Here is a 20,190-nt window from a genome sequence, read left to right as displayed (position 1 = left end):
ACCATGATCGTCATCGGCGGTGGCCTGGGCGGACTGTCCACCGCCTGCTACGCGCAGATGAACGGCTACCGCAGCACCGTCCTGGAGATGCACGAACTGCCCGGCGGCTGCTGCACCGCCTGGGACCGCGGCAACTTCACCTTCGACTGCTGCATCAGCTGGCTGCTCGGCTGCGGACCGGGCAACGAGATGCACCAGATCTGGCTCGAACTCGGCGCGCTGCAGGGCAAGCAGATGCGGCACTTCGACGTCTTCAACATCGTCCGCACCGAGCACGGCGAGGTGTACTTCTACTCCGACCCGGACCGGCTGGAGGCCCACCTGCTGGGCATCTCTCCCCAGGACGCCCGCCCGATCCGGGAGTTCTGCGCGGGCCTGCGCAAGTTCCGGGCCTGCCTGGCGAGTTACCCCTTCCTCAAGCCGGTCGGGCTGATGGGCACGATGGAACGCTGGCGGATGCTGGCCGGCTTCCTGCCCTACTTCAACGTCGTCCGGCGCTCCATCGGCACCCTGATGACGGACTACTCGGCGCGGTTCCGGCACCCGCTGCTGCGCGAGGCGTTCAACTACATCCTGTACGAACGCCACCCGGCCTTCCCGGTGCTGCCGTTCTACTTCCAGCTCGCCTGCCACGCCGACCTCTCCGCCGGCGTGCCCGAGGGCGGCTCGCTCGGGCTGGCCCGCTCGATCGAGCAGCGCTACCTGCGGCTCGGCGGCGAGATCCAGTACAACGCCAAGGTGACGGAGGTACTGGTCGAGGACGACCGTGCCATCGGCGTGCGGCTCAGCGACGGGCGCGAGCTGTTCGCGGACATCGTGGTCTCCGCCGCCGACGGCCGCACCACCCTGATGGACCTCCTCAAGGGGCGCTATCTCGGCGACACCTACCGGGAGTTGTACACCAGCACCATCAAACAGCCGGGCATGGTCTTCCCCGGCTACGTCACCGTGTTCCTCGGCCTGCGCCGCCCCTTCCCCGAGGGCGAGCCGTGCACCACCTACCTGCTGGACCAGGACCGGGCCGCCACCCTGACCGGCATCCGCCACCCCAGCATCAACGTCCAGTTCCGCAGCCGGCACTACCCCGAGCTGTCACCGGCGGACACCACCGTCGTCTACGCCAGCTACTTCTGCGACATCGCCCCCTGGCGGGCCCTCAGCACCGGCCCGGAGCAGCAGAGCCGGATGCGCAGGGGCGAGGAACTGCACACCCTGCCGACCGGGCGCGGCCGCGCCTACCAGACCGCCAAGCGCCAAGTCCGGGACACCGTCGTGGACTTCCTCGACCTGCGCTACCCGGGTCTGAAGGCCGCCGTCGCGGTCAAGGACGTGTCCACCCCGCTCACCCAGGTCCGCTACACCGGCAACTACGACGGCACGGTGCTCGGCTGGCAGCCGTTCGTGACCAGCGGCGAGACGCTGGAGCAGGAGATGAAGCGCAACGGCCCCGTGCTGCCCGGGCTGCGGAACTTCTACCTCTCCGGCGTCTGGGCGACCACCGGCGGCCTGATCCGCGCCGCTGCCGCCGGACGCCACGTCATGCAGTTCGTCTGCCGTGACGACGGCGTGCCGTTCCGCGCCGAGATCGACCGCAGCGCGCCGCCGCCCACCCATCTCGTCGTCCCCGTAGGCCGTTGAGCCGTTGAGGAGAGCGCACCGTGCAGATCGCCAAGTGGGTCGTCCAGGAACACCTCGACGGAGTGCCCGACGCCCGTCGGATGTACCGGAAGGTGGTGGAGGACATCGACGTCAGCCTCCGGGACGACGAGATGCTGTTCCGCACCCGCTACCTCTCGCTCGACCCCTACCTGCACGGCATCACCCTGGACACCCCGCTCGGCGACCTGATGGGCGGCGACGCCGTCATGGAGGTGCTGGCGGCCGGGCCGCGCGCCCGGTTCGCGGTCGGCGACCTGGTCCAGGGCTACGGCGGCTGGTGCACCCACCTGGTGGGCACCGGGGAGGCCCGGCTGTGGCAGACCGGGACCTTCCCGATGGTTTTCCCGGCCTACCGCCGCCTCGACCCCGCGCACTACGACGACACCCTGCCGATCAGCACCGCGCTGGGCGTCCTCGGCGGCCCCGGTATGACCGCCTGGGGCACGCTGACCAAGTTCATGACCGTCCGCCCCGGCCACACCGTGCTGGTCAGCGGCGCGAGCGGCGCCGTCGGCTCGCTGTTCGGGCAGCTCGCCGCCCGGGCGGGCGGCCGCGTCATCGGCACCACCAGCTCCGAACAGAAGGCCGAGCACCTGGCCGGCCTGGGCATCGAACCGCTGGTCTACCGGCACGGCGACCACCCCGAGCGGATCGACGGCCTGCTCCGGAAGGCCGCCCCCGACGGGATCGACCGCTACCTCGACAACCTGGGCGGTGCGATCACCGACGCGGCGTTCACCATGCTGAACGTCGACAGCCAGGTCGCGGTGTGCTGGCAGTGGGCCACCCAGGTCGGCAACGACCACACCGGGCCCCGCCTGCTGCCGTACATCCTCTTCCCGCGCACCACCATCCGCGGCATCTTCGCGCCCGAGTGGTTCACCGAACCCAACTGGACCGCGCTCCGCACCGAGGTCGGCGGGCTGGTCCGCAGCGGCGAGATCGTCCACCGACAGACCGTCCACCACGGCTTCGACGCCATCCCCACCGCCTACCAGAGCCTGTACGGCGACGCCCGCTCCGCGAACCGGGGCAAGGTCGTCGTCGGACTCTGAACCGGGCGACCAGAATCAGGAGGACTCATGCGACCGTCCCGGACCTTCGGGCAGGTCACCCAGCAGGGCCCGACGCCGGGCGACGCCGCACTGCCGCCGGCCCTGCCCTGCCCCGACGGCTGGTCCGCGCTCGCGTTCGGCGCCGAGCTGCGGCCCGGCACCGTGCTGACCCGTCAACTCGCGGGCGAGGACGTCGTGCTGTACCGGCAACGCGACGGCCGCGTCCGCGCCACCCGCCCCTACTGCCCGCACCTGGGCGCCCACCTCGGCCTGGCGAAAGTCACCGGCAACAACCTGGTCTGCCCGTTCCACCGCTTCGCCTTCGGCCCCGACGGACGCTGCGTGCGCACCGGCTACGGCACCCCGCCGCCCAAGGCCGCGCTGACCCACCTTCCGGTGCGCGAGGTGAACGACGCCGTCTTCGTCTGGCGGCACCACGACGGCCGGGAGCCCGACTGGGAGATCCCGGCCTGGCACGTCCTCGGCCACCTGCCGGCCCGGCACGCCACCTGGGAGATGGCCGGCTACGCGCAGGACGTCATGGAGAACTCCGTGGACGTCGGGCACTTCCGCACCCTGCACGGCTGGTCGCGCGGCGAACTCGCCGCCCCCGTCCGCTTCGACGACAAGACCTTCCACGTCTCGATGCGGGTGCAGGAGCAGTTCCCGCTGCTCGGCCGGCGCCAGGTGGACGTCGAGGTCGACGGCTACGGCCTCAGCTGCCTGCACACCGACATCCACACGCCGGCCCTCGGGCTGAAGATGTGTTCGCTGGTGATGGCCACCACGACCGCACCGGGCCGGATGCAGTTCCGGCAGGCCAGCCGGTTCCTGGTGACCGAACCGTCCCGGCTGTCGCCCGCGCTGGCCCGGACGGTCAGCCGGTCGCTGTCCCGGCTGCTGGCCGGCCCGATGTTCCGCTTCAGCTGCGAGTTCACCGCCGCCGACTTCCCGATCTGGTCCACCAAGCAGTACCTTGCCAGGCCCCGGCTCGCCGCCGGTGACGGGCCGATCGGTCCGTTCCGGCGCTGGTCCCGGCAGTTCTACCCGCCGGCCGCCAACGGCCGGCTTCCGCTGCCCACCACCCTCGCCACCTCCGAGGAAGGACACCACGATGGCCAGAGCGCCCGAACCGGGCACGCCCGCCCCTGACTTCACCCTGCCCGGCGTCCAGCTCGACCAGGACACCGCCCACCGCCGCGAGTTCCGGCTCGCCGACGCCGCGGGAAGCCCGCTGGTGCTGGTCTTCTACCCCGGCGACGACACCCTCGTCTGCACCAGGCAGCTCTGCTCCTACAACTCCGAGCTCCACCAGTTCACCGAGCTCGGCGCCACCGTCTGGTGCATCAGCGGCCAGGACCTCGACAGCCACGAACGCTTCGCCCGCAAACGCGGCCTGCACCTGCCCCTGCTGTCCGACACCGGGGAGGCCGTGGCCAGGGCCTACGGCATCACCGCACCGGGCATCGGGCTGCGCCGCTCGGTGTTCGTCCTGGACGGCGCCGGGACCGTCCGCTGGCGGCACGTCGCACTGGCCGGGCTGACCTTCCAGCGGCCGGACACGCTGCTCAGGCAGCTCGCCGCACTGGGCTCCTCACCGGCCACCCGGGGGTGAGTCCCGGGCCGTGCACCGGTCAGCGGCCGACCTCGCGGGCGCGGAAGTCCTCGACGCTCTCGCGGCGGATCAGCAACCGGGCCCGGCCGTCGCGGACCGCGGCGACGGCCGGGCGGCCCACCAGGTTGTAGCTGGAGGCCATCGACAGGTGGTAGGCGCCGGCGGCGGGGACGGCCAGCAGGTCGCCCGGCCGCAGGTCGGCGGGGAGCGGCGCGTCCCGGGCCAGCACGTCACCGGCCTCACAGTGGCAGCCCACCACGTCGAACGGCCTGCTCGGGGCGGTGCCGCACCGGCCGAACGCCCGGACCGTGTAGGCGCAGCCGTAGAGCGCGGGCCGCGGGTTGTCGCTCATGCCGCCGTCCACGGCGGCGAAGGCCCGCCCGTCGGCGGTGTGTTTCACGGACAGGACCCGGTAGACGGCGACCGCCGCCGGGGCGGCGATCGCCCGCCCCGGCTCCACCGTCAACCTCGGTACGGCCAGGCCGTGTTCGGTGCAGCGGGCGGCCAGGTGGGCGGTGGTGTCGGCGGCGAAGCGGTCGGGGGTGAGTTCCGGGTCGTCGGGGAGGTAGCGCACGCCGTGGCCGCCGCCGAGGTCGAGTTCGGGCAGTTCGACACCGTGCCGGTCGCGGATCCCGGCGAGCAGGCCGACCAGGCGGTCGAGGGCGGCGAGATACGGCCGGGTGCCGGTGATCTGGGAGCCGAGGTGGCAGTGCAGGCCGGCCAGCCGGAGGCCGGGTTGGCCGAGGATGCGGCGGACCGCCTCGGCGGCCTCGCCGCCGGCGATCGAGAAGCCGAACTTCTGTCCGCCGATGCCCGTCCGGACGGCACGGTGGTGTCCGGCCGCGACCCCCGGCAGCACCCGCACCAGGACGCGCTGCGAGGTGTCGGCGGCGGTGAGGGCGGCCAGGCGCGGGATCTCGGCGAGGTTGTCGACGACGATCCGGCCCACCCGCAGGCGGCGGGCCAGACGCAGTTCCTCCGGCGTCTTGGCGTTGCCGTGCAGCAGGATCCGCTCGGGCGGGAAGCCCGCGGCGGCGGCCAGCCGCAGTTCGCCGGCCGAGCAGACGTCGAGGCCCAGCCCCTCGTCGGCGATCCAGTCGGCCATCGCCGTGCACAGGAACGCCTTCGCCGCGTACAGCACCTCGGCGTGCGGCAGGGCGCGGCGGTAGGCCCGGGCGCGGGCCCGGACCTCGGCCTCGTCGAGCACGTACAGCGGGGTCCCGAAACGCTCGGCGGCCTCCCGCAGACCGACACCGCCGACCGTCAGATCGCCGCCGGGCCCGGGCGCGGCGGACGCGGGCCAGGGGCTGCCGAGCGGCCGGGGTGCGCGCGGCTCCGAGAGGTCGTGCGGGCGGTCGGACCGGGTGGTCATCGCGGGGTTCTCCTGGTCGGGAGGGTTCGGGCGGTGCCTCCAGTGCACGCCCGCCGCTGCTCGCCCGTGCCCGTCCTTGACGCAGCGGCTACACGGATCGGGCCTGCCCTGACGGGACGTTGACGGCCTGGCGAGGCACGCGTCAACAGGCCGTACGGATCGCCCCGGGAGGTGACGGCCCCGGTGGTGAGCGGGGATAGCGTCACTGCTGCGCCCGCGAGCGGCGCCTGGTGCCCCCAACCGTTGCCTGGAGGTATGCCGTGAAGCGGCAGCTGTGCCCCGACCGTTCGAAGCCCTCGGAACGCACCCCGGCCGGACGGCTGGTGGTACCCGTCCGGCCGGGCCCGCTGGGCCACGCGGTCCGCGTCTTCCGTACCGCCCTCGGTGACCGGACCGCGGTCGCCTTCTCCGGCGAGCGGCGCCTGATCGCCGTGCTCGGCCCCGAGCAGCCCTGGATCGTCCTCGCCGAGCCCGCCGTGCGGGCGCTGTTCGAGCCGCTGGGTGTCACCGTGCTCACCATCGACCCGCAGCTCGCCGCGCCCGCACCGGCCCCGCTGCCGGCCGGCGGCCCGGCTGTGGTGCTTCCCCGGGAGCTCGGGGAAGTCGCGGCCTGAACCGCCACCGCGTCGGCCCCGGTTCCGGACGGCCCGCTGTCCCAGTTGAACCACCCGTTCGGGAGACGCCCATTCGTTCGGATCCGGCCACCGCTCCCGCCGGGGAGCAGCGGGGCGCGCGATGTGTACGGTGGGTGGGGGTGGTGGCCGTACGGAGGCCGCTCGGGAACTGAAGGCGGTGCTGGGCGGTGAGCCTCCCGGAGTCCCCGACCCGGCGCATCTTCGTGGCGCTGGCCCCGCCCGACGAGGCCAAGAACGAACTGGCCCGCGCCCTTGCGCCGGCCTACGCCGCCCACCCGCAACTGCGCTGGAACCGGATCGAGGACTGGCACATCACCCTCGCCTTCCTCGGCGAACTCCCCACCACCGCCGTGCCGTTGCTGCTCTCCGCGCTGTCCGGCACCGCCGCCTCGCAGCCCGCCCTCGCGCTGCGCCTGCGCGGCGGCGGCCACTTCGACGACCGGCTGCTGTGGAGCGGCATCGACGGCGACCTGGAGGGCCTGCATCGCCTCGCCGCCGAGATCCGCCGCCTCGTCCGGTCCTGCGGCATCGACTTCCTGGAACGCCCGCTGCGCCCCCACCTCACCCTGGCCCGCGCCCGCCGCGACGACCCCCTCGGTGTCCCGGCCGTCGCCGCCGCCCTGGCCGGCTTCACCGGCCGCACCTGGCACACCGAGCACCTCCACCTGGTCGGCAGCAACATCGGCCGCGGCCCCGGCCCGATCCACTACCGGGACATCACGGCCTGGCCGTTCGCCACCGCCACCACCCGCCCGTAGTCGGATCGCCTCGACCGGCGGGGGCCGGGGCCGGGGCCCCCGACCGCCCAGCGCCGCCGAGCTCGACGAGAACCCGGAGCAGGCGCTCGGGGCGCTGCGCGACGGCCTTTCGCCGGGGCTGCTCGGGACGGCGTTGGGTGGCTGACGCCGTCTCAGTTCCGTCCGGCCGCCATGTCGATCGTGTCCCCCGCCGCGTCGGTCACCACCGGGTCGTGGGTGGCGACCAGCGCCACGCAGCCGCGGGCTTTCGCGGTGCGGGCGATCAGGTCGGTGAGGGTGCCGGCCTGCTCGCGGTCCACGGCGGCGGTGGGCTCGTCGATCAGCAGGAGCCGGGGTTCCAGGAACAACGCCCGGGCGAGGGCTACGCGTTGGCGTTCGCCGCCGGAGAGCTGGTCGGCGCGGTGGCGCAGCCGGTGGCCGAGTCCGACCTCGTCGAGGGCCGATTCCGCTGCGGCGCGCAGCCGCCGCGCGGGGCGGCCGGCGATCGAGGCGGCGGCGAGGAGTTGTTCGACCGTGGTGAGTCCGCCGAGCAGGTTGCCGCTCTGGAACATGTAGCCGATCCGTTCGCGGCGGACCTTCGCCCGCTCCGCGTCCCCCAGCGCCGCCAGGTCGGTGTCGCCGAGCAGTACGTGGCCCTCGTCGGGGCGGAGCATCGCGCCGGCCACGGCGAGCAGCGTGGACTTCCCGGAGCCGGAGGGTCCGACGAGTGCGGTGAGGATGCCCGGGCGGCAGGTGGCGTCGATGCCGCGCAGTACGGGTGTGCGTGCGTCGCCGTGTCCGAGCGAGACGGTGATGCCGCGCAGGGTCAGTGAGGTCATCGTCCGGCTCCCAGCATGGTCATCGGGTCGGCGGTGGCGACCCGGCGGAGGGTGAGGGCGGCGCCGGCGAGGGCGGCCAGGGCGACGGTGCCCATGGTGACGGCGAGCGCCAACCCGGGGAGGCTGAACGGGACTTCGGCGCCGACCAGCAGCCCGACGGCCGAGGCGAGTGCGGCGCCGGCGACGGTTCCGCCGAGGACGACGGCCGCGGCCTGGACCAGGGTGTGGCCGAGGAGCCGGCGCCGGGAGGCTCCCATCGCGCGCAGCAGGGCGAGTTCGGGCCGGCGTTGGACGGTCCAGACGCCGAAGAACGCGCCGACCACCAGGGGGGCGATCAGGTACAGGAAGAACTGGATGGACGTCATGGTGACCCGTTCGCCGGTGTAGCCGGGCGCGGCGGCGAAGGCGTCGGCCAGCGGGACGGTACGGGTCCCGAGCTCGCGGTCGGCTCCGGTGAGGTCCGAGGTGCCGGCCCGCAGGGCGATCGCGCTGTACTGGTGCGGGAGTTCGGCGGCGGGGGTCTTCGCGCCGGGCGTGGTGAAGCGGATCCGCTGCCAGGTGGCGGTGGTGACGTAGCCGGCCGGGACGTGGCCGTAGGAGGCGCGGCCGGTGATGCCGGTGACCTTGAGGACGATGCCGAGCCGGTCGATGGTGAGGGTGTCGCCGATCGCGACGCCTTCCTCGGCGAGCTTCCGGGAGATCACCAACTGGTCGTCGCCGCCGAGGCGTTGACCGTCCTCGGCACCAGGGTCGAGGAACGATCCGGGTTCGACGCCGAACGCGGCGAGATCGACCTCGGTGTGCCGGTCGGTGGTGCCGCGGGTGATGCCGACGCCGAGCGGGGTGGCCTGGACGCCGGGGCGCTGCTGCCAGCCGGTCAGGGTCTCGGCGGGGACGAGGCTGCGGGCGAACTGGTCGGACTTGGCGTCCGGGGAGAACGCCAGGTGGGTGGCGGGCAGGCGGCGCAGCGCGGAGACGGTGTCGTCGCCGAGTCCGGTGGTGAACCCGGAGACGATTCCGACCAGGGCGGCGACCAGCAGGACGACGCAGCCCATGAGCAGGAAGCGGCCGCGGGCGGCTTTGAGTTCGAGCAGGGCGAGGTACACCGTGCTCCTTCCAAGATGGGGACAGGGTGTCCCCAAGATAGGTCATGGCGACGCCGCGTCCCCAAACCGGGGTGCGGGTCGCCCGGGCTCCTACACTGTCGGGGTGCCGAAGATCAGTGCCGCCACGGTCGCCGACCATCGCGCCCAGCAACGCCGGGCGCTGGTCGCGGCTGCCCGCGACCTGCTGGAATCCGAGGGCGACGCCGCCGCCGTCACCTTCACCGCCGTCGCCCGCCGCACCGGCCTGGCCCGCAACAGCGTCTACAAGTACTTCGCGGACCGCACCGAACTGCTCGCCGCCGTGGTGCGGGAGTCCACCCCGCGCTGGACCGAGCGGATCACCGCCGCGATGGCCGCCGCCGACACCCCCGAACAGCGGGTCGCCGCCTACGTCCGGGCCCAGTGCGAACTGGTCCGCGACGGCGAACACCGGATCGCCCGCGCCCTGGCCGGCGACCGCGACGCCGCCACCCTCCGCGAGGCCGCCGGCCACGCCCACCACCAGTTGCTCGCCCCCCTGGTCGCAGCCCTCACCGAACTCGGCGACACCTCACCGGAGTTCACCGCCCGCCTGCTCCAGGGCCTGGTGAACGCCGCCGTCACCGCCCTCGAAGCCGGCGCCCCCTACCAACCCACCACCGACCGCACCACCACCCTCGCCGTCGCGGCCCTCACCGCCCTGCGGCCTCCCGCGACCTGACGCCCCCGCCCAGATCGGTGGGTACATCAAACAAGGAGTGACAGATGCTGGTGTCGGTCGACTGGCAGGCCGTCGCAGCGCAGACACCGGCGGGCGGCCTGCTCCGGCTGCGGCCGGATGCCGCCGCCCGGATCTGGCCGGACGAGGCCGACGCCCGGTTCGCCGCGGAGTTCGGAATCCCGTACTCCGACGGGCTGTTCCGGCTCCTGGCCGACCTGGCGGAACGGGACCCGGCGAGCCCCGGGACGGCCTTCGTCCACGCTGACGGTCCGGCGCCGATCGACACCCCGCACGGACAGCTCCAGCCCCTGGGAATGGCCTACCAGGCAGACGTCTTCGTCAGGCTCGCCGACGGCACGATCTGGGTCTCGGACCCGGACGCGGAGGCCGAGTTCGAGCTGGTCCACCAGGACCTCTCCTCGCTGAGCTACCTGGTGTACAAGTTCGCCGCGGAGAAGCCACTCCCCGAGGAACGCCCCACGCCCCACGACTGGGCCGACGTCGAAGAGATCATCCGCGAGGACATGACCGCCTGGGACCACCTCCCGTTCGAAAGCGGCGCGCGCTTCTGGGAGGCGTACCTGGAGTCCTACCCGATGCTGTGAACCAGCGACGAGTGCAGCACAGCCGACCGACACGCCGCGGGCCGGTGCTGGATGACCTGCCGGCCGGATCCTCGCCCCACTCTCCTGACGAAGCGCCGCCCGGCCGGAAGTTCGCGGCTCACGGCGCGGGCGTCGTGCCCCGAGCCCCGTTCGGGGCGTGCGCTCCGCTGCCGCACGGGTGAATACGGGGGCTCCTGCTGGCGGGGACAGTGACGGGGGGCCGATGTGGGCGAAGAATCAGGGCGGTTCGCCTGAGGACTGTCCGAGTTCACGGCATCCCGCCCCGGGCCGGGCGACCTCCCCGTGAGAGGAGTGCGATGACAGTTCCCGCTGTGACGGCAGAGGTTGAGGAGTTCGTCGGTCTGTGCGTGCCGCTGACCGGGTTCTCCGCGTTCGACCTGTATGCCACCGGTATGGCCGAGCGCTATTTGGAGACTGCCCAACAGCAGGTCGGGGCAGGGCGGTTCGCCGAGTTCTGGGCTGCCTGGACGGTCGCCGTCTCGGAGGGTGGCGGCCCGCAGGGCCTCTCGCCCGTGCACCTGGAGGTGGCCCGGGCGCTCGCCTATCTGTGGCTCACCGGGGCCTGGCCGCGCCTCGCACCGGCCGCCCATGCGGCGCTGCGGCGGCAGGTGGGCAACGAGGAGTTCGTGGTCGCCCCGGAGTCCTACGTCGAGGGGCTGGTCTGGCGCACCTTTCACGGGCACCCGTCCGGTGCCAAGCCGCCGGGTTTCGGCACCTGGGCGGTCAAGCCGCCCGACCAGCCCGACACTTCGGCGCTGCGCCGGGACCTCGGTCTCGGCGAGCGCCCGTTCCGCACCGGGCTGACCGCCGAAGTCGCCCTGGACGCCGTACCCGTGCACCTGCTGCCCGGGTTCCGCGCTGCTCGCCGCATTCCGCCGTCCGCCGTCCCCACCGCCGAAACCGCCGCCGGGACGGCCGTCGAACGGCCCGGCAGTTCGAAGGAGCGCGCATGACCGGGGCCGTTGGCGCGGACGAGGCGGCCCGTCGCCGGTACGACGTCGTCATTGTCGGCGGCGGCTGGGCCGGCAGCCTGCTCGCCAAGGACCTCGGCGACCGGGGCTGGCAGGTGCTGGTCCTGGAGGCCGGGAACGGCGGTACCGAGACCTGGCCCGGTTATCTGGGATCGCTGTCCACCTTCTACTCCGCCGTCGCCAAGGTGCCCAACTCCGGCTACCGGCGCAGCACCGCCGCGCCCTTCCCCGACGTACTCGACCTCGCGCCGGTGACCGATCCGAAGCCCGGCGAGCGGGAGTACACCGCCAACGGCTACTTCGTGCAGAACGGCCGGCTGCCCTACGGCACCGACTACCTGCGGGAGTTGGGCGGCAGCGCGATGCACTGGCTGGGGGCGGTGCCGCGCATGCACCCCGAGGACTTCGCCACCAGGGAGCTCTTCGGCTACGGCCGCGACTGGCCGATCGGTGCGGCGGATCTGCAGTACTGGTACGCCCGGGCCGAGTACGAGATCGGTGTCGCGGGGGACGCCGCAGGCCAGCGCGAGATCGGTGTCGTCACGGACCCCGACTACGTCTACCCGATGCACCGGATCCCGGCCAGCTACATCGACCAGTACTGCACCGGCCTCGACGGCACCCGGATCCCGGACGAAGTCGCCCACGACTCCTACCCGTTGCGGGTGCACAGCCTGCCGCAGGCCCGCAACTCCACGCCGAACCCGGACTACCGGCCGGGGCCGTACCGTCCGGCGAGCGCGGTGGGCCTGCCCAACTACGGCGAGCGCTGCGTGGGCAACGCGAGCTGTGTGCCGATCTGCCCGGTGCAGGCCAAGTCCCACCCGCTGCGCCAGCAGGCCCGGTTCGCGGAGTCGGTCACGCTCGCCACCCGCTGCGTGGCGACCCGGGTCCGCCTGGCGGGCCCGACCAGGGGCGGCCGGGTGAGCGGCGTCGAGTTCCGCACCTACACCGACCCGGTCTCACCGGTCGGCCGGTCGTACGTGGTCGAGGCGAACGTCGTCGTACTCGCCGCGCACGCCATCGAGAACGCCCGCCTGCTGCTGTTCTCCGGGCTCGCCAACGGCAGCGACCAGGTGGGCCGCAACCTGATGGACCACCCCACCCTGCTCAACTGGGCGCTCGCCGACGAGAAGCGCGGGCCGGTCGGCCCGTTCCGCGGGCCCGGGCACACCTCCGGCTGGGAGGTCTTCCGCTTCGGGGACGGACGCCGGCGGCGCGCCCCGTTCCGGATCGAGATCGGCAACTGGGGCTGGGGCTGGGCCACCGGCGCGCCGATGAGCAACGTCGCCACCGCCCTCGGCATCGGCGGCGACCGGCAGGGCGAGATCCGCCCGGACGGCGTCTTCGGCCCCGAGCTGCGCCGGCTGCTCGGCTCCACCATCGGCCGGCAACTCCAACTGCAGATCGCCGTCGAGCAGTCGGCGAACCCGGGCAACCGGGTCACCATCGACCGCCGCCACCGCGACGCGATGGGCAACCTGCGCCCGGTCCTCACCTACGACCTCGACCGGCACACCCGGGACGGCATCTACGCGGCCCGCCTGGTCGCCGGCCGGATCTTCCACCACCTCCACGCCACCGACTACACCGACCACGCACCCCGCGACGGCGTTCCACCGCTCGGCCACTTCACCCACACCATCGACGGAACGACGCTGGACCTGGGCTACAGCGGCGCCGGACACGGAGCCGGCACCCACCTCATGGGCAGTTCCCCGAACAACTCCGTGGTCGACGGATTCCAGCGCACCTGGGAGCACCCCAACCTGTACGCCGTCGGCTGCGGCAGCATGCCGTCCATCGGCACCAGCAACCCCACCCTCACCATGCTGGCCCTCGCCCTGCGCAGCGCGGAGCAGATCCACACGGACCTGGTCCTCGACCGCCGGCCGGCCGACATCAGTGGCGCCGACGACGTGGAGGTACCCGCATGAGGACCGCCCTTGCCGTGGAGCAGGCGGGCTTCGCCGTCCCGAAGACCCTGGACGAGCTGCGCACCTACCTCCAGGCGGCCCTGGAGGTCGAGCACCTCACCATCCCGGTGTACATGACCGGCCTGTACACCATCCGCCCCGGCACCAACGCCACCGCCTTCTACGCGATCCGCGCCGTCCTGATGGAGGAGATGCTCCACATGACGCTGGCCGCCAACCTGCTCAACGCGGTCGGCGGCGCCCCGGTGGTCGACTCCCGCGTCGTCGCCGAGTACCCGGCGAGGCTGCCGTTCAGCGGCGAGAGCGTCCCGTCGATCGGGTTGCGGCACTTCTCCCCCGAGGCGCTGAAGACCTTCCTGCGGATCGAACAGCCGAAGAGCATGACGCCCGCGCCCGCCCCCGGTGACGGCTGGACCTCCATCGGGCAGTTCTACGACACCGTCCGGGAGGGGCTGGAACACCTCATCAGGACCCTCGGCCCCGCTCAGGTCTTCACCGGGGGCCCCGAACGCCAGGTCGGCCCGGAGGACTTCTACAACTCCGGCGGCGAGGTCTTCCGGATCGGGGACCGGGCAACCGCCCTGCTGGCGATCGAGACCATCACCGAGCAGGGCGAGGGCGTCCACGACACCATCTGGAACAGCAACGAGGTGTTCGGCGAGGAACGCGAACTCGCCCACTGGTTCCGCTTCAACGAGATCTTCACCGGCCGCAGTTACGGCCCGCACGACCGCCCCAAGGATCCGCCCAGCGGCCCGCTGATCGACGTCACCTGGGACGACGCCTACCCGATCCACGGCGACTCCAAGGTCGCCGACTACCAGCGGTACGAGCGGACCAGCGACGTCCATCGGCAGGCCGTCGCCTTCAACTCCCGCTACGCGGTGCTGCTGCGTTACCTCGACTCGGCCTTCAACGGCCACCCCCGCCACCTGGCGCTGGCCATCCCCACCATGCTCGAACTGCGCGACCGCGCGCCGCAGTTGTACCACAACCCGCACCCCGACCCGGCCCTCGCCGCCCAGGGCCGCTACGCCAGCGCCACCTTCGAGATCACCGCCCCCCAGTTCGCCGCCGCCGACGCGGAAGTCGCCCGCAATCTCCGAACCGCTTCCCTGCGCCCCGGCGCCCCGATCGACCTGACCGCCGTCACCTCCGCCTCCGCCGAGGCGTTCACCTGACCGCCGGCCGCCCGGCCGCAACGGTCTCCCGCCACCCCGCCCGCGACCGTCCCGGCGCCGCGGCTGGCATGATCGACACATGCTTGAACGAGTGATCGCCGCATGTGACGGAGCAGCCAAGGGCAACCCGGGGCCGGCGGGCTGGGCGTACGTGGTCGCCGACAGTGCTGCCGTGCCGCAGCGGTGGGAGTCCGGGGCCCTCGGGCACAGCACCAACAACGTCGGGGAGTTGACCGCGCTCCAGCGGCTGCTGGCGTCCACCGACCCCGGGGTGCCGCTGGAGGTGCGGCTGGACAGCACCTACACCCGTGACGCCGTCACCAAGTGGCTGGCGGGGTGGAAGCGCAACGGGTGGAAGACGGCCGCGGGCAAGCCGGTCGCCAACCAGGAGCTGATCCAGCGCATCGACGCGCTGCTGACCGGGCGGGACGTCACCTTCGTCTATGTCGCGGCCCACCAGGTGAACGGCGATCCGCTGAACGCCATCGCGGACAAGGCCGCCAGCGACGCCGCGCGGACCCAGCAGGGCGCGGCCGGCACCGCGTCCGACCTGCCCGATCCCGACCCGCAGCGAAACACCGCGCCCGCGAGCAAGCCCCGCCGCTCCACCGCCGCGAAGAGCGGGGGCCGCACCCTCGCCGCCCGCTTCCCGGGCACCTGCCCGTGCGGCGGCGCCTACCCCAAGGGCGCGACCATCACCAAGGTCGGCGCCGGCTGGGGACACCCGGACTGCGCCGCCGCCCACTGACCCGCGTCGTCAGGCCAGCGCCGCGCCCCATTCCTTGGCCCGGTCCAGCTCGCCGTCGCGCAGCGGTCCGTTGATCTCCTCCACCAGGAAGCCGACGGGCTCGGCCGTGAGGTCGTAGTGGTGGCGGGTGAGGCGCGCGGCGATGCCCTCGGCCGCCGCTCCGGAGTGCTTCCCCTCGACCCGGGTGTCGAACGCGGCGGCGCGAACGCCCGCGCCGTCGGCCGGCAGGGAGCGGAACCAGGAGCGCAGGCCGGGGCTTTCCTCCGGTGCGCCCGTCTTCGCGGCCACGGTGCGGCTGAGGCCGGTGGACATGCCCCGCATGTGGGTGGGGCCGCCGACCACCAGCAGGTCGGCGTCCCCGAGGGCCTCGGTCTCGGCCTCGGCGACCGGTAGGCACCGCACGTCGGCGTCCGGCTTGGTCGTCCGGATGCCGTGGGCGATCGCCGTGGCGACCTGCTTGGTGTTGCCGTACATGCTCTCGTAGACGATCACGGCACGCATCGTTCGTTCACCTCTCTCCGGATCGGGCTCTCCACCGGATCGGACGGCCGCACGCCGTTGCGGCGGCCGTGGTCCGGTGTGGCCTGGTCGCTTTCCACGCTAGGCGCGCCCGGCGGGACGGGCGAGGGCCGACCGGCCCGGCCCGGTGGGGCATCGGGCCCCACCGGGTCAGAGCGTGAAGGTGCGGCTCTCGCCGGGCCCCACCGGGACGGCCGCGCCGCGAAAGCGCACCGTGACGGGTTCCTGCCGGTCCGTGCCGAGGGCGACGGTCGCGGTCTGCCGGTCCACGGTGATCCGCACACCCCAGTGGCCGCGGTAGTGCAGGTCGAGGGCGAGGCCGCTGAGCGCGGCGGGCAGCCGCGGGTCGAGCCACAGGGCGTCCTCGCGCAGTTCCAGGCCGGTGTAGCAGCGTTGCAGCAGGTCGGCGGCGCCGGCCATCGCCCCGAGGTGGATGCCCTCCCGGGTGGTGCCGCCCTGCGCGTCCCGCAGGTCGGCGGTGAGGGCGTCGCGGAAGTGCTTCCAGGAGGCGCGGCGGTCGCAGCGGGTCAGTACCCAGGCGTGCACCACGGAGCTCAGGGTGGAGCCGTGGACGGTGCGGTGCAGGTAGTAGGAGACGGTGCGGCGCATCAGTTCGTGTCCGGCGGGGTGACCGAGCCGGCGCAGCAGGTCGCGGACCTCGTGGGCGGAGAACAGGTACCAGAGCATCAGCACGTCTGCCTGCTTGGAGACCCGGTAGCGGTTCGCGCTGTCGCCCTCGGCCTCCAGGATCCGGTCGAGCCGGCGCAGGTCCGGGTAGCGGTGGCGGTAGGCGTCCCAGTCGAGTTCGGCGAGCCGGTCGTAGCCGTCGAACTGGCTGATCACCCCGTCGTGGAAGGGCACGTGCAGGTGCCGGCCGATGTCCTGCCAGCGCTGGAGTTCCGTGGCGTCCAGGGCGAGGCGCTCGGTCAGCTCGCCGCGGCGGCGGCCCGGCAGGAGGCCGAGGGTGTCCAGGGCCCGGGCGAGCACCCAGGAGGCGAGGACGTTGGTGTACGCGTTGTCGTCCAGCCCGGGCCGGTCCGTCCAGGGGTAGGCGTCGTGGTACTCGTCGGGGCCGAGCACCCCGCGGATCGACCAGTGCGCGCGGGACGGCACGTACTCGGCGGCCGACGCCCAGTAGCGGGCGATCTCCAGCAGGGTCTCGGCGCCGGCTTCCGCCAGGAAGTCGAGGTCGCCGGTGGCCTGGTAGTACTGCCAGATGTTGTAGGCGACGGCGGAGCCGATGTGTCGTTGCAGGTGGCTGTGGTCGGGCAGCCAGCGGCCGGAGAGCGGGTTGAGGTGGACGCGGGCGGACTGCTCCTGCCCGTCGCTCCCGCTCTGCCACGGGTAGCTCGCGCCCTGCCGGCCCTCGGCGCGGGCGGCGCGGCGGGCGGCGTCGAGGCGGCGGTGGCGGTGGCGCAGCACCGCGCGGGCGAGTTCGGGGAAGCGCAGGTCGAGGACCCGCAGGACGAACAGTTCGTCCCAGAAGACGTGGCCCCGGTACGCCTCGCCGTGCAGGCCGCGGGCCGGGACGCCGACGTCCAGGTCGGCGGAGTGCTCCGAGTAGGTCTGCAGCAGGTGGAACAGGTCGAGGTGCAGCGGTCCGAGGCCGGGGAAGTCCGCGTCGATCCGGCAGCGCCGCCACAGTTGTGCCCAGCGCAGGGCGTGTTCGGCCAGCAGGTGGTCGAAGTCCTCGGCTTCGGCGACGAGTTGCCGGGCGGCGTCGAGCGGGTCGCCGGTGGCGGGGTCGTGCGAGGTGTGGACGGCGACGGCCTTGTCGACGGTGACGGCCAGGCCGGCGGCCGTCTCCACGGTCAGGGTCCGGACTGCCAGGCCCTCGCGGGCGCGGGTGGCGGACGCGGCCTCGACGGGCCGGCCGCCGAGGCGGACGCGGTGGCGGGCGGCGAGCGCGATGCGTCGGCCCGCGCCGGTGGACACCTCCAGCCACAGCGTCCCGTCCGGGTCGTGGCCCTGGCGCAGTGGGGTGAGGTGTCTGCTGGTCAGGCCCGTGTAGCGGGGCACGCCGGTGTTGGCGACGGTGCCGTCGAGGGCGGAGCGGACCTCCAGCGGGCCGGACCAGTTCTCGGCGGTGAGGACCGTCTCCAGTGCCACGAGGTGCGGCCGGGCCTGGCTGGCGATCCGGCGCTGGACCAGCCGGGTGCGCCGCCCGGCGCCGTCCACGCACACGGCGCGGCGGGTCAGGACACCGCGGCGCAGGTCGAGTTCGAGTTCCTGCTGTTCGGGCGGGCCGGTGAACCAGTCGCCGCCCGCGCAGCGGAAGGTCACGGGCAGCCAGTTCGGGCAGTTGACCAGGTCCTCGTGGGTGAACACCCGCCCGCCGATCTCGGAGTCGGTGCGGTCGTAGCAGCCGGCCAGGTAGGTGCCGGGGTAGTGCACGCCGTCCGCGACCGCCTCGGGCGCGGCCCCGCGGGTGACCAGGTAGCCGTTCCCGACGGCGCACAGTGCCTCGCGCAGCCCTTCGTCCAGTGGCGCGAAGCCGCTGTAGCGCAGCGTCCAGGCGTCCGGCATCAGGCGGTGCAGGGCCTCGGCCTGCCGCTCCGGGGAGTCGGACCGCACGCGACCCACCTCCGTTCGTGTGCGTCACCCGGCTTCCAGTGTGCCCACGGGGCGTCGGCCGTGCCGGGCGGGCCGAAGCGGGGCCCGTGGCAGGGGCGGGCCGAAGCGCCGAGGCTGATAGTGGAAGCAACCGCGATCGCGGAGGGCGTGAGAGCGATGAAGGCACTGACCTACCACGGGCCCGGCCGGCGCACCTGGGGCGAAGTCCCCGACCCGGTGGTCCGTGACCCGGAGGACGCGGTCGTCCGGGTGGACGCCGTCACCATCTGCGGCACCGACCTGCACATCCTCAAGGGCGACGTGCCCGAGGTCGCCGAGGGCCGGGTGCTCGGCGACGAGGCGGCCGGGACGGTCGTCGAGACCGGCAGCGCGGTGCGCACCGTCAAGGTCGGCGACCGGGTGCTGGTCTCCTGCATATCGGCCTGCGGCCGCTGCGCGTACTGCCGGCAGGGCAGGTACGGGCAGTGCACGGGTGGTGGCGGATGGATCCTGGGGCACCTGGTCGACGGCACCCAGGCCGAGTACGTGCGGACGCCGTTCGCCGACAACTCGCTGCACCCGCTGCCGGACGGCGTCGACAACGAGACCGCGCTGATGTTCGCCGACATCCTGCCCACCGCGTACGAGGTGGGGGTGCTGAGCGGCCAGGTGGGGCCGGGCGACACCGTGGCGGTGATCGGCGCCGGACCGATCGGCCTGGCCGCGATCGCCACCGCCCGCCTGTACAGCCCGCGCCGGATCGTCGCCGTCGATCTGGCGCCGAGCCGGCTGGCCGCCGCCGAGCGGGCCGGGGCCGACGAGGTGCTGCGCGGCGACGGCGACCCGGCGGAGGCGGTGCGCGCGCTCAGCCCGGACGGGCTCGGCGTCGAGGTGGCGATCGAGGCGGTCGGCGTCCCCGACACCTTCGAACTCTGCACCCGGGTGGTGCGGCCCGGCGGGCACGTCGCCAATGTCGGCGTGCACGGCAGGCCCGCCGTGCTGCACCTGGAAGACCTGTGGATCAAGGACATCACCATCACCACGGGCCTGGTCGACACCGACAGCACTCCCCTGCTGCTCGACCTGCTCGCCACGGGCCGGCTCGATGTGACCGGCCTGGTCACCCACCGGTTCGGGCTCGACGAGATGCCGGACGCCTACGACGTGTTCGGCAACGCCGCCGAGACCGGGGCGCTCAAGGTCGCCCTGTTCCGGGCCTGACCGCCAGGAGGTGCAATCCCATGGACCCGCAGCCCCGGCCCGGCCCGCCGTCCGCCGAAGCGATCGCCCGCCGGATCGCCGACCGCCGGGCCCGGCTCGGCCTCGGCCCGGACGCGCTGGCCCACCAGGCCGGCATGTCGCGCCGCTACCTGGAGTTCCTGACCACGGCCGGTCCGGGCTTCGACCCCAACGGCTTCCTGCGGATCGCCGCCGCGCTCGGCCTGACGTACCACGAACTGGTCGCCGGCCGAGCCGACGCGCCGCCCGGGCAGGCACCGCCCGCGCCCCGGCCGGTGCTGGCGCGGCTCACCGAGGAGGAATGCTGGGACCAGATGGGCACCCGGGGCGTCGGGCGGATCGCCCTGCCCGGCGAACACGGCCCGGCGATCTTCCCGGTGAACTACGCCGTCGATCACGGCACCGTCGTCTACCGCACTCACCACCACAGCGCCGCCGACCCGCCGCCCGGCACCGAGGTCGCCTTCGAGGTCGATCGGATCGACGACCACCGCAGCAGCGGCTGGAGCGTGCTGATCGCCGGCACCGCCGAGCCGATCGAGGACGAGCCGACGCTCCAGCGGCTGATGCGGGACCTCGCCGTCCAGCCCTGGGCGGGCGGCCCGCGCACCAGCTGGGTGCGCATCCGGCCCGTGTCCGTCACCGGCCGCCGGATCACCAGCATGCCCGCCGGGGACGAGGACTGAGCCGGGGCGCCG

The 20,190-nt window shown here is 73.4% G+C and carries 19 protein-coding genes; 14 read left to right on the top strand and 5 right to left on the bottom strand.

The genetic code is table 11. The annotated features are described in order from the left end of the window. Positions 1 to 3 precede the first annotated feature (3 nt). The 4 genes from ACZ6R9_RS14295 to ACZ6R9_RS14280 are packed head-to-tail and all read left to right on the top strand — an operon-like array spanning position 4 to position 4,329. The gene (locus ACZ6R9_RS14295; RefSeq protein WP_465538560.1) at positions 4 to 1,638 is read left to right on the top strand and encodes a phytoene desaturase family protein; all 1,635 of its coding nucleotides are present in this window, start codon (positions 4 to 6) and stop codon (positions 1,636 to 1,638) included. A 20-nt stretch (positions 1,639 to 1,658) separates the two neighbouring features. Then, positions 1,659 to 2,714, top strand: a complete 1,056-nt coding sequence (locus ACZ6R9_RS14290) for an MDR family NADP-dependent oxidoreductase (protein ID WP_465538376.1) — start codon at positions 1,659 to 1,661, stop codon at positions 2,712 to 2,714. 27 nt (positions 2,715 to 2,741) lie between these two features. Beyond that, positions 2,742 to 3,866: a Rieske 2Fe-2S domain-containing protein gene (locus tag ACZ6R9_RS14285; protein WP_465538375.1), complete on the top strand. Its 1,125-nt coding sequence runs from the start codon at positions 2,742 to 2,744 to the stop codon at positions 3,864 to 3,866. After that, positions 3,829 to 4,329 carry a peroxiredoxin gene (locus tag ACZ6R9_RS14280; RefSeq protein ID WP_465538374.1) on the top strand — a complete coding sequence of 167 codons (501 nt, stop codon included), beginning with the start codon at positions 3,829 to 3,831 and terminating at the stop codon, positions 4,327 to 4,329. The genes ACZ6R9_RS14285 and ACZ6R9_RS14280 overlap by 38 nt, the downstream gene beginning before the upstream one ends. 19 nt (positions 4,330 to 4,348) lie before the next feature. Here ACZ6R9_RS14280 and lysA read toward each other — a convergent pair whose 3' ends face one another. Continuing rightward, the gene (gene lysA, locus ACZ6R9_RS14275) at positions 4,349 to 5,701 is read right to left on the bottom strand and encodes a diaminopimelate decarboxylase (protein WP_465538373.1); all 1,353 of its coding nucleotides are present in this window, start codon (positions 5,699 to 5,701) and stop codon (positions 4,349 to 4,351) included. Positions 5,702 to 5,961: 260 nt separating this feature from the next. Between lysA and ACZ6R9_RS14270 the strand changes: the two genes are divergently transcribed. Together ACZ6R9_RS14270 and thpR are read left to right on the top strand one after the other, a co-directional pair. Further along, on the top strand, positions 5,962 to 6,315 hold the full coding sequence (locus tag ACZ6R9_RS14270) for an SAV_915 family protein (RefSeq protein WP_465538372.1): 354 nt from the start codon (positions 5,962 to 5,964) through the stop codon (positions 6,313 to 6,315). Positions 6,316 to 6,503: 188 nt separating this feature from the next. Next, positions 6,504 to 7,094 (top strand): RNA 2',3'-cyclic phosphodiesterase, encoded by a 591-nt coding sequence (gene thpR, locus ACZ6R9_RS14265; RefSeq protein ID WP_380478147.1) that lies wholly within the window; start codon positions 6,504 to 6,506, stop codon positions 7,092 to 7,094. Positions 7,095 to 7,246: 152 nt separating this feature from the next. On the opposite strand, the gene ACZ6R9_RS14260 is transcribed toward thpR, so the two are convergent. Then, complete coding sequence (locus tag ACZ6R9_RS14260; RefSeq protein ID WP_380478148.1) at positions 7,247 to 7,912, bottom strand: ABC transporter ATP-binding protein; 666 nt, start codon at positions 7,910 to 7,912, stop codon at positions 7,247 to 7,249. Continuing rightward, positions 7,909 to 9,018 (bottom strand): ABC transporter permease, encoded by a 1,110-nt coding sequence (locus tag ACZ6R9_RS14255; RefSeq protein WP_465538371.1) that lies wholly within the window; start codon positions 9,016 to 9,018, stop codon positions 7,909 to 7,911. Before ACZ6R9_RS14255 ends, ACZ6R9_RS14260 begins: the two co-directional genes overlap by 4 nt. A 103-nt stretch (positions 9,019 to 9,121) precedes the next feature. On the opposite strand from ACZ6R9_RS14255, the gene ACZ6R9_RS14250 reads away from it, so the two are divergent. The 6 genes from ACZ6R9_RS14250 to ACZ6R9_RS14225 all read left to right on the top strand — a co-directional run bounded on the left by ACZ6R9_RS14250 (position 9,122) and on the right by ACZ6R9_RS14225 (position 15,181). Continuing rightward, positions 9,122 to 9,718, top strand: a complete 597-nt coding sequence (locus ACZ6R9_RS14250) for a TetR/AcrR family transcriptional regulator (protein ID WP_380478150.1) — start codon at positions 9,122 to 9,124, stop codon at positions 9,716 to 9,718. Positions 9,719 to 9,762: 44 nt separating this feature from the next. Next, complete coding sequence (locus ACZ6R9_RS14245; RefSeq protein ID WP_465538370.1) at positions 9,763 to 10,323, top strand: SUKH-4 family immunity protein; 561 nt, start codon at positions 9,763 to 9,765, stop codon at positions 10,321 to 10,323. 332 nt (positions 10,324 to 10,655) lie between these two features. Next, positions 10,656 to 11,297: a hypothetical protein gene (locus ACZ6R9_RS14240; protein WP_465538369.1), complete on the top strand. Its 642-nt coding sequence runs from the start codon at positions 10,656 to 10,658 to the stop codon at positions 11,295 to 11,297. Further along, the gene (locus ACZ6R9_RS14235) at positions 11,294 to 13,252 is read left to right on the top strand and encodes a GMC oxidoreductase (RefSeq protein ID WP_380478153.1); all 1,959 of its coding nucleotides are present in this window, start codon (positions 11,294 to 11,296) and stop codon (positions 13,250 to 13,252) included. The genes ACZ6R9_RS14240 and ACZ6R9_RS14235 overlap by 4 nt, the downstream gene beginning before the upstream one ends. Then, positions 13,249 to 14,433, top strand: coding sequence for a ferritin-like domain-containing protein (locus ACZ6R9_RS14230; protein ID WP_380478154.1), 1,185 nt, complete (start codon positions 13,249 to 13,251; stop codon positions 14,431 to 14,433). The genes ACZ6R9_RS14235 and ACZ6R9_RS14230 overlap by 4 nt, the downstream gene beginning before the upstream one ends. A gap of 79 nt (positions 14,434 to 14,512) precedes the next feature. Further along, entirely contained in the window at positions 14,513 to 15,181 is a 669-nt protein-coding gene (locus ACZ6R9_RS14225; protein WP_465538368.1) for a ribonuclease H family protein, read from the top strand. Positions 15,182 to 15,190: 9 nt separating this feature from the next. On the opposite strand, the gene ACZ6R9_RS14220 is transcribed toward ACZ6R9_RS14225, so the two are convergent. Further along, positions 15,191 to 15,682: a flavodoxin family protein gene (locus ACZ6R9_RS14220; protein WP_380478156.1), complete on the bottom strand. Its 492-nt coding sequence runs from the start codon at positions 15,680 to 15,682 to the stop codon at positions 15,191 to 15,193. 168 nt (positions 15,683 to 15,850) lie between these two features. After that, complete coding sequence (locus ACZ6R9_RS14215) at positions 15,851 to 18,274, bottom strand: glycoside hydrolase family 65 protein (protein WP_465538367.1); 2,424 nt, start codon at positions 18,272 to 18,274, stop codon at positions 15,851 to 15,853. A 156-nt stretch (positions 18,275 to 18,430) separates the two neighbouring features. On the opposite strand from ACZ6R9_RS14215, the gene ACZ6R9_RS14210 reads away from it, so the two are divergent. Continuing rightward, positions 18,431 to 19,474 carry a zinc-dependent alcohol dehydrogenase family protein gene (locus tag ACZ6R9_RS14210; RefSeq protein ID WP_465538366.1) on the top strand — a complete coding sequence of 348 codons (1,044 nt, stop codon included), beginning with the start codon at positions 18,431 to 18,433 and terminating at the stop codon, positions 19,472 to 19,474. A gap of 20 nt (positions 19,475 to 19,494) precedes the next feature. Further along, a complete protein-coding gene (locus tag ACZ6R9_RS14205) occupies positions 19,495 to 20,178 on the top strand; it encodes a pyridoxamine 5'-phosphate oxidase family protein (RefSeq protein WP_380478159.1) in 684 nt (227 codons plus the stop codon). Positions 20,179 to 20,190: the final 12 nt, after the last annotated feature.

The organism is Kitasatospora sp. NPDC048662, from assembly GCF_055587065.1.
Note: the sequence above shows the minus strand (reverse complement) of the source record. Positions and strands in the feature narration are given on the sequence as shown.